The 14,087-nt window shown below is 65.1% G+C and carries 15 protein-coding genes; 12 read left to right on the top strand and 3 right to left on the bottom strand.

The annotated features are described in order from the left end of the window. Nucleotides 1–227, top strand: a 227-nt coding sequence (locus AB4Y36_RS37555; protein ID WP_368685620.1) for a hypothetical protein, incomplete at its 5' end; no start/stop codon positions are given. A gap of 116 nt (nucleotides 228–343) precedes the next feature. Here AB4Y36_RS37555 and AB4Y36_RS37560 read toward each other — a convergent pair. Continuing rightward, nucleotides 344–1,120 carry an enoyl-CoA hydratase gene (locus AB4Y36_RS37560; protein WP_368685621.1) on the bottom strand — a complete coding sequence of 259 codons (777 nt, stop codon included), beginning with the start codon at nucleotides 1,118–1,120 and terminating at the stop codon, nucleotides 344–346. Nucleotides 1,121–1,258: 138 nt separating this feature from the next. Between AB4Y36_RS37560 and paaN the strand changes: the two genes are divergently transcribed. From paaN to paaK, 5 genes are all read left to right on the top strand, one after another. Next, nucleotides 1,259–2,959: a phenylacetic acid degradation protein PaaN gene (gene paaN / locus AB4Y36_RS37565; protein WP_368685622.1), complete on the top strand. Its 1,701-nt coding sequence runs from the start codon at nucleotides 1,259–1,261 to the stop codon at nucleotides 2,957–2,959. 97 nt (nucleotides 2,960–3,056) lie between these two features. Further along, entirely contained in the window at nucleotides 3,057–4,265 is a 1,209-nt protein-coding gene (gene pcaF, locus AB4Y36_RS37570; protein ID WP_368685623.1) for a 3-oxoadipyl-CoA thiolase, read from the top strand. A 78-nt stretch (nucleotides 4,266–4,343) separates the two neighbouring features. Beyond that, complete coding sequence (paaG, locus tag AB4Y36_RS37575; protein WP_368685624.1) at nucleotides 4,344–5,135, top strand: 2-(1,2-epoxy-1,2-dihydrophenyl)acetyl-CoA isomerase PaaG; 792 nt, start codon at nucleotides 4,344–4,346, stop codon at nucleotides 5,133–5,135. A gap of 1 nt (nucleotide 5,136) precedes the next feature. Then, nucleotides 5,137–5,607, top strand: a complete 471-nt coding sequence (gene paaI, locus AB4Y36_RS37580) for a hydroxyphenylacetyl-CoA thioesterase PaaI (protein ID WP_368685625.1) — start codon at nucleotides 5,137–5,139, stop codon at nucleotides 5,605–5,607. Between the two features lie 65 nt (nucleotides 5,608–5,672). Continuing rightward, nucleotides 5,673–6,971: a phenylacetate--CoA ligase PaaK gene (gene paaK / locus AB4Y36_RS37585; protein WP_069269166.1), complete on the top strand. Its 1,299-nt coding sequence runs from the start codon at nucleotides 5,673–5,675 to the stop codon at nucleotides 6,969–6,971. A gap of 85 nt (nucleotides 6,972–7,056) precedes the next feature. Here the strand turns inward: paaK and AB4Y36_RS37590 are convergent, their stop codons facing one another. Beyond that, nucleotides 7,057–8,337: a murein transglycosylase A gene (locus AB4Y36_RS37590; RefSeq protein ID WP_256095087.1), complete on the bottom strand. Its 1,281-nt coding sequence runs from the start codon at nucleotides 8,335–8,337 to the stop codon at nucleotides 7,057–7,059. Between AB4Y36_RS37590 and AB4Y36_RS37595 the strand changes: the two genes are divergently transcribed. After that, entirely contained in the window at nucleotides 8,303–8,446 is a 144-nt protein-coding gene (locus tag AB4Y36_RS37595) for a hypothetical protein (protein WP_233271586.1), read from the top strand. The genes AB4Y36_RS37590 and AB4Y36_RS37595 overlap by 35 nt on opposite strands. Nucleotides 8,447–8,470: 24 nt before the next feature. On the opposite strand, the gene apaG is transcribed toward AB4Y36_RS37595, so the two are convergent. Beyond that, on the bottom strand, nucleotides 8,471–8,845 hold the full coding sequence (gene apaG / locus AB4Y36_RS37600) for a Co2+/Mg2+ efflux protein ApaG (protein WP_028208771.1): 375 nt from the start codon (nucleotides 8,843–8,845) through the stop codon (nucleotides 8,471–8,473). A gap of 218 nt (nucleotides 8,846–9,063) precedes the next feature. Between apaG and rpe the strand changes: the two genes are divergently transcribed. The 5 genes from rpe to trpD all read left to right on the top strand — a co-directional run bounded on the left by rpe (nucleotide 9,064) and on the right by trpD (nucleotide 14,083). Beyond that, nucleotides 9,064–9,762: a ribulose-phosphate 3-epimerase gene (rpe, locus tag AB4Y36_RS37605; protein WP_368606811.1), complete on the top strand. Its 699-nt coding sequence runs from the start codon at nucleotides 9,064–9,066 to the stop codon at nucleotides 9,760–9,762. Continuing rightward, the gene (locus AB4Y36_RS37610) at nucleotides 9,759–10,466 is read left to right on the top strand and encodes a phosphoglycolate phosphatase (RefSeq protein ID WP_069269168.1); all 708 of its coding nucleotides are present in this window, start codon (nucleotides 9,759–9,761) and stop codon (nucleotides 10,464–10,466) included. The genes rpe and AB4Y36_RS37610 overlap by 4 nt, the downstream gene beginning before the upstream one ends. 487 nt (nucleotides 10,467–10,953) lie before the next feature. After that, nucleotides 10,954–12,447 carry an anthranilate synthase component I gene (gene trpE, locus AB4Y36_RS37615; protein WP_069269169.1) on the top strand — a complete coding sequence of 498 codons (1,494 nt, stop codon included), beginning with the start codon at nucleotides 10,954–10,956 and terminating at the stop codon, nucleotides 12,445–12,447. Nucleotides 12,448–12,461: 14 nt separating this feature from the next. Beyond that, nucleotides 12,462–13,037 (top strand): aminodeoxychorismate/anthranilate synthase component II, encoded by a 576-nt coding sequence (locus AB4Y36_RS37620; RefSeq protein WP_069269170.1) that lies wholly within the window; start codon nucleotides 12,462–12,464, stop codon nucleotides 13,035–13,037. Between the two features lie 14 nt (nucleotides 13,038–13,051). Beyond that, entirely contained in the window at nucleotides 13,052–14,083 is a 1,032-nt protein-coding gene (gene trpD, locus AB4Y36_RS37625) for an anthranilate phosphoribosyltransferase (protein ID WP_342949886.1), read from the top strand. The last annotated feature ends 4 nt before the right edge of the window (nucleotides 14,084–14,087 follow it).

Below are 14,087 nucleotides of genomic sequence, written 5' to 3' on the forward strand. Positions count from 1 at the left end.
ATCAAGCGCCCACACTTATCGGCTGTAAATTTTTAAAGATCGATCGCGAAAGCGCCGTTAAAACTGCTCAACTACCGGCTTCTTTCTGCGTTGCTGCGTCAGCAGCAGAGAAACGAGATTATGAAGAATCTTTTCCGCCTCGTCAACCCCTTTTTTTCGCTCACCGCTTGAAAAAGCTTGCTGACTCCTGCGTCCGCCGGTTTCCGCGGCGGCCCTCGCTGCCCTGACGTCGGAGACATCGAACTGCGAAGGGGGCGAATCTTATCGCCCCCGCCGGCACTGTGCAAGGGGGTGGCGAAAATAATTTCGATCGCCGCTCGCGGCGATCGAATCTCCCGGGCATTTACTTGTTCTTGAACACGGGCTTGCGCTTCTCGACGAACGCAGCCATCCCTTCCTTTTGGTCTTCCGAAGCGAAGAGCGAATGGAATAGACGGCGCTCGAAGTGCACGCCTTCAGCAAGCGTCGTCTCGTAGGCGCGGTTCACCGACTCCTTCGCCATCATCACAGCGGGCAACGAGAATTCGCAGATGGTCGTAGCCGCCGCCACCGTTTCGTTCAGCAATTCCGCAGCCGGAATCACGCGCGATACGAGACCGGCGCGCTCCGCCTCCTCCGCACCCATCATCCGGGCAGTCAGGCACAGGTCCATCGCCTTCGCTTTGGACACCGCGCGCGGCAGACGCTGCGTACCGCCCGCCCCCGGAATCACGCCCAGCTTGATCTCCGGCTGGCCGAACTTCGCCGTATCGGCCGCGAAGATCATGTCGCACATCATGGCTAGTTCGCAGCCACCGCCGAGCGCGAAGCCCGCGACCGCCGCGATGATCGGCTTGCGAATCGAGCGGATCGTTTCCCAGTTGCGCGTGATGTAGTCGCCTTTGTACACATCCATGAAGGTGTAGCTCGCCATCATCCCGATGTCAGCGCCCGCGGCGAACGCCTTTTCGCTACCCGTGATGACGATCGCGCCAACGCCCTCATCGGCGTCGAACGCCTTGAGTGCCGCGCCCAGTTCGTCCATGAGCGCATCGTTTAGCGCGTTGAGCGCTTTTGGCCGGTTCAGCGTGATCAATCCGACCTTGCCACGCGTCTCGACCAGGATGTTTTCGTACCCCATAACTCCTCCTTCCATCAAAAGAAAGTCCCCGAAAAAATTTTTTACGCCGAACTTTGACTAATGCTAACATTGGCCAACCAACCGGTCGGTCAATTAATTGGCGCGGGCCCTGTCCAACCTCTCAATCAACGTTGAGCCATGACACATTCGCTGTTTGCCAAGCATGAGGGCGCGCTTCAAAAAGCGCTTGCCGCCATCGAGACCCGCGGCTACTGGAGCCCGTTCGCCGAAATGCCCAGCCCCAAAGTGTACGGGGAAACCGCCAGCGCAGATGGCGAAGGCGCGTTCAAGGCCCACCTGAATCGCGCCTTCGAACTCGACCAGCCGTCGACGGCCGAAACCGTCGGCAGCGAGGCCTCGCCGTTCGGCTTCGCGCTCGGCGCGCGCTATCCGAAGTCGACGGCCGACCAGTTGATCGAAGCCGCGCAGCAAGCCCAGCGCGACTGGCGCGCAGCCGGCCCGCAGGCATGGGCGGGCGTGAGCCTCGAAATCCTCGAGCGCCTGAACCGCGCGAGCTTCGAGATCGCCTTCAGCGTGATGCACACGACCGGCCAGGCATTCATGATGGCCTTCCAGGCCGGCGGCCCGCACGCTCAGGATCGCGCGCTCGAAGCCGTCGCCTACGCCTACGACCAGCTGCGCCGCATTCCCGCCGACGCGCACTGGGAAAAGCCGCAGGGCAAGAACCCGCCCCTCGCGATGCAAAAGCGCTTCACGATCGTGCCGCGCGGCACCGGCCTCGTGCTCGGCTGCTGCACGTTCCCGACCTGGAACGGCTACCCCGGCCTCTTTGCCGATCTGGCGACGGGCAACACGGTCATCGTCAAGCCGCACCCGGGCGCGATCCTGCCGCTCGCGATCACCGTGCGCATTGCGCGTGAGGTGCTGCGCGAAGCCGGCTTCGATCCGAACGTCGTGACGCTGCTCGCCACCGACCCCAACGACGGCGCACTCGTGCAGCAGCTCGCACTGCGCCCCGAGATCAAGCTGATCGACTTCACGGGCAGCACGCAAAACGGCGACTGGCTCGAGCGCAATGCGCATCAGGCGCAGGTCTACACGGAAAAGGCCGGCGTGAACCAGATCGTGATCGACTCCGCGGACGACCTGAAGGCCGTCGCCCGCAACATCGCGTTCTCGCTCTCGCTTTACTCGGGCCAGATGTGCACGGCGCCGCAGAACATCTATGTGCCGCGCGACGGCATCCGCACCGCTGAAGGCCAGCTGAGCTTCGAGGCCGTCGCCCAGGCGATTGCCGGCGCCGTGCAGAAGTTCGTCGCCGATCCGGTGCGCGCCGTCGAAGTGCTAGGCGCGATCCAGAACGAAGGCGTGACGGCTCGCATCGACGAAGCCCGCAAGCTCGGTACCGTGCTCTCCGACAGCCAGACGCTCGAACACCCGCAGTTCGCCGGCGCACGCGTGCGCACGCCGCTCGTGCTCTCGCTCGACGCAGCGCGCGACGCCGCCCAGTTCACGCGCGAATGGTTCGGCCCGATCTCGTTCGTGATCGCCACGGATTCGACTGCGCAGTCGCTCAAGCTGGCCGGCGAGACCGCGCGCGACCACGGCGCGCTCACACTTTCCGTCTACAGCACGGACGACGCCGTGATCGAAGCCGCACATGAAGCCGCCATCACCGGCGGCGTGGCGCTCTCGATCAACCTCACGGGCGGCGTGTTCGTGAACCAGTCGGCTGCATTCTCGGACTTCCACGGCACCGGCGCGAACCCCGCGGCGAACGCCGCGCTCGCCGACGCCGCCTTCGTGGCGAACCGCTTCCGCGTGGTTCAGAGCCGCGTTCACGTCGAACCGAAAGCGGCCCCCGCCGTCGCCAGCTGATCGGCCCACGCCGCTCAGCCGAATGGCGCCCGATTGCCCATCCCTCTAGCACGCAAGGCGTGAGCGCACTTCTGCGCTCGCGCCCCAGGAACCCGAGATGACCGAAGCCTATATCTGCGACGCGATTCGCACCCCGTTCGGCCGCTATGGCGGCGCCCTCAAGGACGTCCGCGCGGACGACCTCGCCGCGGTGCCGATCCGCGCCCTCGTCGAGCGCAATCCCGGCGTGGACTGGAGCGCGCTCGACGACGTGCTCTACGGCTGCGCCAACCAGGCCGGCGAAGACAACCGCAACGTCGCGCGCATGGCCGCGCTGCTCGCGGGCCTGCCGACCGACGCGCCGGGCGGCACGCTCAACCGCCTGTGCGGCTCGGGCCTCGACGCTGTCGGCAGCGCGGCGCGCGCGATCAAGGCGGGCGAAGCGCGCCTCATGATCGCGGGCGGCGTGGAAAGCATGACGCGCGCGCCGTTCGTCATGGGCAAGGCGGCTTCGGCGTTTTCGCGCGAAGCGGCCATCTACGACACGACCATCGGCTGGCGTTTCGTCAACAAGCTGATGAAGCAGCAGTACGGTGTCGATTCGATGCCGGAGACGGCGGAAAACGTCGCGGAAGAATTCGGCATCAATCGCGCCGATCAGGACGCGTTCGCGTTGCGCAGCCAGCAGAAAGCGGCCCGCGCGCAGAAGGACGGCACGCTCGCGCAGGAAATCGTCGCGGTCGAGATCGCGCAAAAGAAGGGCGACCCCGTGCGTGTGACGCTCGACGAGCACCCGCGCGAAACTTCGCTCGAATCGCTCGGCAAGCTCAAGGGCGTCGTGAAGCCGGACGGCACGGTCACGGCGGGCAACGCCTCGGGCGTCAACGACGGCGCCTGCGCCCTGCTGCTCGCCAACGAGGAGGCCGCCAAACAGTTTGGCCTGCGTCGCCGCGCGCGCGTGCTCGGCATGGCGACCGCCGGCGTCGCGCCGCGCATCATGGGGATCGGCCCGGCGCCCGCTACGCAAAAACTGCTCAAGCAGCTCGGCATGACGCTGGACCAGTTCGACGTGATCGAACTCAATGAGGCGTTCGCCTCGCAAGGCCTCGCCGTGCTGCGCGCACTCGGCATTGCCGACGACGATCCGCGCGTGAACCCGAATGGCGGCGCGATTGCACTGGGCCACCCGCTCGGCGCTTCGGGCGCACGTCTCGTGACGACGGCGCTCCATCAGCTGGAGCGCACGAACGGACGCTTCGCACTTTGTACGATGTGCATCGGCGTCGGCCAGGGCATCGCCCTCGCGATCGAACGCATCGAGCCATAACGCGCGCAGTATCGACCGGCCGCCGGGCGATGCATTCGGCGGTCTCAGACAGCTTTGCATGGGACCAGGAGACAACCGATGCCCTACGATGCGATCCGCGTCGAAATCGACGCATCCACCCGCGTGGCCACGATCACGCTGAACCGCCCGGACAAGCTCAACAGCTTTACGCGCGCCATGCACCGCGAGCTCGTCGCAGCGCTCGACGAGGTCGCCGCGGCCGGCGCGCGCGCCCTTGTGCTGACGGGCGCGGGCCGCGGCTTCTGCGCGGGCCAGGATCTCGCCGATCTCGACTTCACGCCGGGTGCGATGACCGATCTCGGCGACCTCATCGATGAGCATTTCAATCCGCTGATCAAGCGCCTGCAGGCGCTGCCGATGCCCGTGATCGCCGCCGTCAACGGCACTGCGGCCGGCGCCGGCGCCAATCTCGCCCTCGCCTGCGACCTCGTGCTTGCAGCGCGTTCCGCAAGCTTCATCCAGGCGTTCGTGAAGATCGGCCTCGTACCCGATTCCGGCGGCACGTGGTTCCTGCCCAAACGCGTGGGCTTGGCGCGCGCGCTCGGACTCGCCATGACCGGCGAAAAACTCAGCGCGGAAAAGGCGGAAAGCTGGGGCGTCGTCTGGCAAGTGACCGACGACGCGGAACTTGCGCAAACGGCCGGCGCGCTCGCCGCTCGCCTCGCGCAGCAACCGACGCGCGCCATCGTCGCCACGCGCGAAGCGCTGCGCGCATCGGCCACGAACACGCTCGACCAGCAACTGGATCTCGAACGCGACCTGCAGCGCGAGCTGGGCGCGTCGCATGACTACTCAGAAGGCGTGCAAGCCTTCATCGAAAAACGCGCACCGCACTTCGAGGGCCGCTGAGATGTCCACGCAAGCCTCGCAACTGCCTGACGACGACGGCCTGTCGCCCGACGAACTCGCTCGCGCCGCCGCGCAGGCGATGTACGAAGCCGACGGCTGCACGCGCGCGCTCGGCATGGAACTCCTCGAAGTGCGCGCCGGTTACGCGCGCCTGTCCATGGCCGTGCGGCCCGAGTTTCTCAACGGCCATCAGACCTGCCACGGCGGGATGATTTTCTCGCTCGCGGATTCGGCGTTCGCCTTCGCGTGCAATTCGTACAACATCAACACCGTCGCGGCCGGCTGCTCGATCGAGTTCCTGCGTCCGGTGCTGCGCGACGAGGTGTTGACCGCCGAAGCCGTCGAACAGGTGCTATCGGGACGCAACGGGGTCTACGACATCCGCGTGACGAATCGGGCAGACGAGACCGTCGCGCTTTTCCGAGGCAAGTCCGCGCAGATTCGCGGCAATGTCATTCCAGTCGCAACGTGAAGCGGGTTTCCCCTTCTCGATTCCCTACGCGTCACGAGTAAAGTTCTTAGATCCAGGAGACACCCATGAGTACCACGCTGCCGCTCGAACCCATCGAAAAGGCGAGCCGCGACGAGCTTGCTGCGCTGCAGCTCGAGCGCCTGAAATGGTCGCTGAACCACGCTTACGAGAATTCGCCGGTCTATCGCCGCAAATTCGACGAAGCCGGCGTACATCCGTCCCAGGTGCAGTCGCTCGCCGATCTCGCGCGCTTCCCGTTCACCACGAAGAAGGATCTGCGCGACAACTATCCCTTCGGCATGTTCGCAGTGCCGCAAGACCAGATTTCGCGCATCCATGCGTCGTCGGGCACGACCGGCAAGCCGACCGTGGTGGCCTACACGGCGCGCGACATCGACACGTGGGCGAACGTCGTCGCGCGTTCGGTGCGCGCAGCGGGCGCCAGGCGCGGCGACAAGGTGCACATCAGCTACGGCTACGGACTCTTTACGGGCGGCCTTGGCGCGCACTACGGCGCGGAACGTGCGGGCCTCACCGTCATTCCGTTCGGCGGGGGCCAGACCGAGAAGCAGGTCCAGTTGATCCAGGACTTCCGTCCCGACATCATCATGGTCACGCCGAGCTACATGCTCGCGATCGCCGACGAAATGGAGCGCCAGGGCATCGATCCGGCCACCTGTTCGCTGCGCATCGGCATCTTCGGCGCGGAGCCGTGGACCAACGACATGCGCCGGGCAATCGAGCAGCGCATGGGCATCACGGCCGTCGACATCTACGGTCTTTCGGAAGTGATGGGCCCGGGCGTCGCCTCGGAATGCGCGGAGACGAAAGACGGCCCGACGATCTGGGAAGATCACTTCTACCCCGAGATCATCGACCCGGAAACCGGCGAAGTGCTGCCCGACGGCGAATTGGGCGAGCTCGTCTTCACCTCGCTCACGAAGGAAGCGCTGCCCATCGTCCGTTACCGCACGCGCGACCTCACGCGTCTGTTGCCCGGTACGGCGCGCACCATGCGCCGCATGGAAAAGATCACGGGCCGTTCGGACGACATGTTGATCATCCGCGGCGTGAACGTGTTCCCCACGCAGATCGAGGAACTGCTGCTCAAGCAGCCGGCGCTCGCACCGCACTATCAGATCGTCCTGACGAAGGAAGGTCCGATGGACGTAATGTCGCTCAACTGCGAACCGTGCCCGGAAACCGCGCCCGACTACGGTGCGCTCGACGCGGCCAGCAAGGCACTCGCTTACGACATCAAGGCGCTGATCGGCGTGACGTGCAAGGTGAACGTGCTGGAAGTGAACGGCATCGAGCGCTCGGTTGGCAAAGCCCGGCGAGTCATCGACAAGCGGCCGAAGTAACCGCGGCCCGCAACGCGCAGTAAAAGAAAAAGCCGGCGCTCGCCGGCTTTTTCGCTTCACGAGTGCGGCGCAAGCGCCACCGCGATCACGAGTTCGGGAACAGCAGCCACATGCGGCCGCCCTGCTTCATCTTGCCGGCCAGGTCGCCGGCGTCGTCGCCCAAGCCCCAGAAGTAGTCTGCGCGCACGCCGCCCTTGATTGCCGTGCCCGTGTCCTGCGCGAACACGAGCCGGTTGAGCGGCGTATTCGTGAGCGGGCGCGTGGTCTGGAGAAACACCGGCGTGCCAAGCGGAATCGACGACGGATCGACGGCGATCGAGCGTTCCGGCGTGAGCGGCACGCCGAGCGCACCGATCGGACCGTCCGCGCCGCCCTGCGCGTCGCCCTCGGAGCCGCCCATCTCGCGGAAGAACACGAAGCGCGGATTGGTGTCGAGAAGCGCGTCCACGCGCGTCGGGTTCGCGCGTGCCCATGCCTTGATGCCCTGCATGGTCGCCTGCGCGGGCGTGAGTTCGCCGTGGTCGAGCAGCCAGCGCCCGATCGACTTGTACGGCTGGTTGTTGGTGCCGCCGAAGCCCACGCGCATCACGCTGCCGTCTTCCATCACGACGCGCCCGGAGCCCTGCACCTGCAGGAAGAACGCTTCGATCGGATCGTCCACCCAGACGAGTTCGTTGCCGCCCAGCGCGCCAGAACGTTCGAGCTGCGCGCGCGGCGGCATCGCGGCGCCCGGACGATAGCCGGACGGCCAGCGATACAGCGCGGTCTGGTAGATGCCGTGACGCGTGCGCGAACCGTGCAGCAGCGGCTCGTAGTAGCCGGTCACGAGGCCGTCGAGCGTGCCGTCGTTGTTGGCGAACTGATAGGGCGTGAAATACGTTTCGAAGAATGCACGTGCGCTCGAGGCGTCCAGGTCATCGAGCTGCGAGGCCGCAGTGCACGCGCGCTGCCAGCGAGGATCGCGCGCAAGACGCGTGCAGTTCGCGCGCAGCGCCGCGGTCACGCCGATCAGCGAGTCGTCCTGCCAGCCCGGCACCTGCTGCCAGGCGACCGGCGTGAGACGTTGCGCGGCGAGCTGCGAGGGCAGCGTGGGCGTGCCTTTGGGCGGCACGTTGTGCACGTAGCTCGGGCCGCCGCATGCGGCAAGCAAAGCCGCGAGCGAAGCCGCGCCCAACCAGCCGCCTAACCGCAGACCCAGGCGGCTCCCGCCACGCCGAAGCGCCGACCCCACGCAATATCGCACCTGTGTGAATCCCGGCATCACCGGGACATCGAGACCGGAATCGACGTCAAAATCACGCCTACAATACTGGCTCTCGATGGATGCCGCCATGTCAGAACTGCTCGACGAATACCCGATGCTCATGTTTGGTCTGGAAGCGCTCCTTGCGCTGTTCCTGCTGATTTTCATCGTTGTGTGGACCGCGTCGGGCAGGAAGAAGCAAGCCTCGCGCGACGATCGGCGTCAGAACTAGCAGACCCCGATTTCTCGCGGCGGTTCAATGCAACGTGCGCGGCATGCGCAGCACGAACTCGGGCACGGGCGCCTCGAAGCGCTCGGCGTCCTCGGCCACACAGAAGTACTCGCCGCGCATGGTGCCCACCGGGGTAGCGATCACGGCCCAGCTTGTGTACTCGAACTGCTCGCCCGGCTTCAGAAGCGGTTGATGGCCGACCACGCCCAGCCCCTTCACTTCCTGCACGTGATTTTCGCTGTCGGTGATCACCCAGTGGCGCGCGATCAGCTGGGCGCTTACCTGACCGGTATTGCGAATGGTCAGCGTGTACGCGAAGGCATATTGCCGGCGCTCCGGGTCCGATTCTTCGGGCAGGTAGCGCACCTGCGACGTCACGCTGAATTCGTACTGGCTCATCGTTGTTCCATTCGCTTTGGCGCGGCTGCTGAGTCCGTTGACTGAGACGCCCGCGCGGCAAGGCGCTCGCGGGCGCGCCGCGAGGCGCGGCACATGGTTTGGCATTCTGCTTGATGCAACGGGCACCCGCAACCCGGCGCCGCCCGCGGCGTCCGCCGGGAAACGCTCTGCCACTGACGGTAAAATACGGTTTTTCCGACAGTTTTCCGATTGCCGCCATGACGCAATTCCGCATCGCTCCCAGCATCCTCTCCGCCGACTTCGCGCGTCTTGGCGAAGAGGTCCGCAACGTCGTCGCTGCCGGCGCCGACTGGATCCACTTCGACGTGATGGATAACCATTACGTGCCGAACCTCACCATCGGTCCGCTGGTGTGCGAGGCGATCCGCCCGCACGTGAGCGTGCCCATCGACGTGCACCTGATGGTGCGCCCGGTCGACCGCATCGTGCCCGACTTCGCCAAGGCCGGCGCGAACCTCATCAGCTTCCACCCGGAAGGCTCGGACCATATCGACCGCACGCTCTCGCTGATCCGCGACCACGGCTGCAAGGCGGGCCTCGTGTTCAACCCGGCCACGCCGCTGAACTACCTCGACCACGTGATGGACAAGCTCGACCTCGTGCTCATCATGTCGGTGAATCCCGGCTTCGGCGGTCAGTCGTTCATTCCGGAGGCGCTCAACAAGCTGCGCGAGGCGCGCGCGAAGATCGACGCCTACACGGCCCGCACGGGCCGCGAAATCCACCTCGAAGTGGACGGCGGCGTGAAGGTCGACAACATCGCCGAAATCGCGGCGGCAGGCGCGGACACCTTCGTGGCGGGCTCGGCGATCTTCGGCAAGCCGGACTACAAGACCGTGATCGACGAGATGCGCGCGCAGCTCGCGAGCGCAGCAAGCGCTGCAAACGCAAAATGAACGCGCCCGTCAAGTTCACCGCGCCGCGCATCGAAGCGGCGCTGATCGACCTGGACGGCACGATGGTCGACACCGCCGACGACTTCGCCGCCGGCCTGAACGGCATGCTCGCGCAGCTCGATGCCGATGAAACCACGCGCGAGGAAGTGATGGGCTACGTGGGCAAGGGCTCGGAGCACCTGATCCGCAGCGTGCTCGCGCCGCGCTTTGCCGCGGACAACGTCGAGGCGCGTTTCGACGAAGCGCTCGCGCTCTACCAGGATGAGTACGCGAAGATCAACGGCCGCCACACGCATCTGTACCCGGACGTCGAAGCGGGCCTCGCGGCACTGCGCGACCAGGGCATCAAGCTCGCGTGCGTGACCAACAAGCCGCACCGCTTCGCCGTCGAGCTGTTGCAGCAATACGGCCTCGCGCAGTATTTCGACGTGGTGCTCGGCGGCGACAGCCTCGCGAAGAAGAAGCCCGACCCGCTGCCGATGCTCACCGCCTGCGAGCGCCTGGGCGTCAAGCCCGCGGCGGCGGTGGCGATCGGCGATTCGGAGAACGATGCGATCGCCGGCCGCGCGGCCGGCATGGCCACGCTCACGGTGCCCTACGGCTACAACCACGGCCAACCTGTACAAAAAATTGAATCGGATGGTATAGTTGCCTCGCTGCTCGACGCCGCCAAGGCGGTCGCAGCGCACAATGACTTGACTTAAGTTCTCAACTGAACGTCAACTATCCTCATGTTTCTGAATAAAAAACGGAGTCTGAGCACGATCGACCGGGGAGCCTGGCCCTGGCGTCGCTGGTCGCGCTAACCTCATCCGAGGTTCGCTGAAGTTGCGTATTCGTCCTTCTTCAGCACCGTTTTTTACTTCGCTGCGCACTCGCGCGTGTCTCGACTCTAAACTGTTGCGGTAACCCGTCGGCTGGTCTGGCCGTTGGCTTTCGTGGTCCTTGCGTGTCGTTTCGCCGTTCGCGGCGAGTTGCGCCGGGCGCGAGCGGCTACGCCCTACCTTCCGTCGATGTACCGCACGCCGGCCCGGCAAGCGCTTCATCATGAGCGCGATCCTGGGCCGCACGAGCGAGCGCCAGCGGCCATCAAGCACTCTAAAACAAACGCCTCGCGCTCACCGCGCGCCCCGTTTTGAGCCGCACTGGGCCCGCACCCGCCGCGACCGGCAGCACGAACAGGATCGGAACATGACCGAACTCGAATTTCAGTCCCTCGCCAACGAGGGCTACAACCGCATCCCGCTGATCGCCGAAGCGCTCGCCGATCTCGAAACGCCGCTCTCGCTGTACCTGAAGCTCGCGCAGCCCGAGCGCGGCGGCGCCAATTCTTTCCTGCTGGAGTCCGTGGTGGGCGGCGAGCGCTTCGGGCGCTACTCGTTCATCGGCCTGCCGGCGCGCTCGCTGATCCGCACGCGCAACGGCATTTCGGAGGTCGTGCGCGACGGCCAGGTGATCGAGACGCATAACGAAGATCCGCTCGAATTCATCGCGAACTACCAGGCGCGCTTCAAGGTCGCGCAGCGTCCGGGTCTGCCGCGCTTCTGCGGCGGTCTCGCGGGCTACTTCGGCTACGACGCGGTGCGCTACATCGAGAAGAAGCTCGCCGATACCTGCCCGACCGACGATCTCGGCCTGCCCGACATCCAGCTGCTGCTGACCGAAGAAGTCGCGGTCATCGACAATCTCGCGGGTAAGCTCTATCTCATCGTCTATGCCGATCCGCAAACGCCCGAGGCCTACACCAAGGCGAAGCACCGCCTGCGCGAACTCAAGCAGCGCCTGCGCACCACGGTGCAGCCGCCGGTGACTTCGGCAAGCGTGCGTACCGAAACGTTCCGCGAATTCAAGAAAGACGATTACCTCGCCGCCGTGCGCAAGGCGAAGGAATACATCGCCGCGGGCGAGCTGATGCAGGTGCAAGTGGGCCAGCGCCTCACGAAGCCGTATCGCGACAATCCGCTGTCGCTGTACCGTGCGCTGCGCTCGCTCAACCCGTCGCCGTACATGTACTACTACAACTTCGGCGAATTCCACGTGGTGGGCGCGTCGCCGGAAATTCTCGTGCGCCAGGAAAAGCGCGGCGAGGACCGCATCGTGACGATTCGCCCGCTCGCGGGCACGCGGCCGCGCGGCAACACGCCCGAGCGCGACGCCGAACTCGCGACCGAACTGCTCAACGACCCGAAGGAAATCGCCGAGCACGTCATGCTGATCGACCTCGCGCGCAACGACGTGGGCCGCATCGCCGAGATCGGTTCGGTGGCCGTCACCGACAAGATGATCATCGAGAAGTACTCGCACGTGCAGCACATCGTGAGTTCGGTGGAAGGCAAGCTCAAACCCGGCATGAACAATTTCGACGTCCTGCGCGCCACGTTCCCGGCCGGCACGCTATCGGGCGCGCCGAAGGTTCGCGCGATGGAACTGATCGACGAACTGGAGCCGGTGAAGCGCGGGCTCTACGGCGGCGCGGTCGGCTATCTCTCGTTCAACGGCGAGATGGATCTGGCCATCGCGATCCGCACCGGCCTCATCCACAACGGCAATCTGTATGTGCAGGCCGCCGCGGGCGTGGTTGCCGATTCGGTGCCCGAGTCCGAATGGCAGGAAACCGAGAACAAGGCGCGCGCCGTGCTGCGCGCCGCCGAGCAGGTGCAGGACGGCCTCGACAGCGACTTCTGAGCGGAGAAAAGACCATGTTGCTCATGATCGACAACTACGATTCGTTTACCTACAACATCGTCCAGTACTTCGGCGAGCTCGGCGAAGACGTTCACACGTACCGCAACGACGAAATCACCATCGACGAAATCGCGAAGCTCAACCCCGCGCGCATTTGCCTCTCGCCCGGGCCGAGCAATCCGCAGCACGCGGGCATCACGCTCGACGTGCTGCGCGAATTCGCAGGCAAGACGCCGATTCTCGGTGTGTGTCTCGGCCATCAGGCGATTGGCGAAGCGTTCGGCGGCCGCGTCGTGCGCGCGAAGACCATCATGCACGGCAAGGTGAGCCAGATCGAAACCGACTGCAAAGGCGTGTTCGCCGATCTGCCGAAGCACTTCAACGTCACGCGTTATCACTCGCTCGCCATCGAGCGCGAGTCGCTGCCCGACTGCCTCGAAGTGTCGGCCTGGACCGACGACGGCGAAATCATGGGCGTGCGTCACCGCGAGCTTGCGGTGGAAGGCGTGCAGTTTCATCCGGAATCGATCCTCTCGGAGCACGGCCATGCCCTCTTCGAGAATTTCCTGAAGCAAACCAAGAGCGCTTGACCCGGAGGCGACTAATCATGATTACCCCGCAGGAAGCGCTCCAGCGCACGATCGAGCATCGCGAGATTTTTCACGACGAGATGCTCCACCTCATGCGCCTCATCATGCGCGGCGAGCTTTCGCCCGTGCAATCGGCGGCCATCCTCACCGGCCTGCGCGTGAAGAAGGAAACCATCGGCGAGATCACGGCCGCCGCGACGGTCATGCGCGAGTTCGCGAATCACGTCGAGGTGAAGGACAACTCGAACTTCATCGACATCGTCGGCACCGGCGGCGATGGCTCGCATACTTTCAATATCTCCACGGCCTCGATGTTCGTGGTCGCGGCAGCGGGCGCAAAGGTCGCGAAGCACGGCAACCGGGGCGTCTCCAGCAAGTCGGGCAGCGCGGACGTGCTCGAAGCGCTCGGCGTGAACATCGACCTGCAGCCGGACCAGGTGGCCGCCTCGATCGCCGAAACGGGCATGGGCTTCATGTTCGCGCCCAACCACCATCCGGCGATGAAGAACATCGCCGCCGTGCGCCGCGAACTGGGCGTGCGCACGATCTTCAACATCCTCGGGCCGCTCACGAATCCGGCCGGCGCGCCCAATCAGTTGATGGGCGTGTTCCATCCGGACCTCGTCGGCATTCAGGTGCGCGTGATGGAGCGTCTTGGCGCTAAACACGTGTGCGTCGTCTACGGCAAGGACGGCATGGACGAAGTCTCGCTCGGTGCGGCCACGCTCGTCGGCGAACTCAAGGACGGCCAGATTCGCGAGTACGAGATCCATCCCGAAGACTTCGGCATGCAGATGGTCTCGAACCGTTCGCTCAAGGTCGAGAACGCCGAAGAATCGAAGGCGATGCTGCTCGGCGCGCTCTCGAACGAGGCTGGCACGGCGCGCGAAATCGTCGCGCTGAACGCGGGCACGGCGCTCTATTCGGCGAACTTGGTGGACTCGATCGCAGAAGGCATCACGCTTGCGCGCGAAACGCTCGCCAGCGGCCGCGCGCGCGCCAAAGTCGACGAACTGGTACGCTTCACGCAACAGTTCAAACGCTGATCCA

It is taken from the genome of Paraburkholderia sp. BR10936, from assembly GCF_040965735.1.
GTDB lineage: Bacteria > Pseudomonadota > Gammaproteobacteria > Burkholderiales > Burkholderiaceae > Paraburkholderia > Paraburkholderia nodosa_A.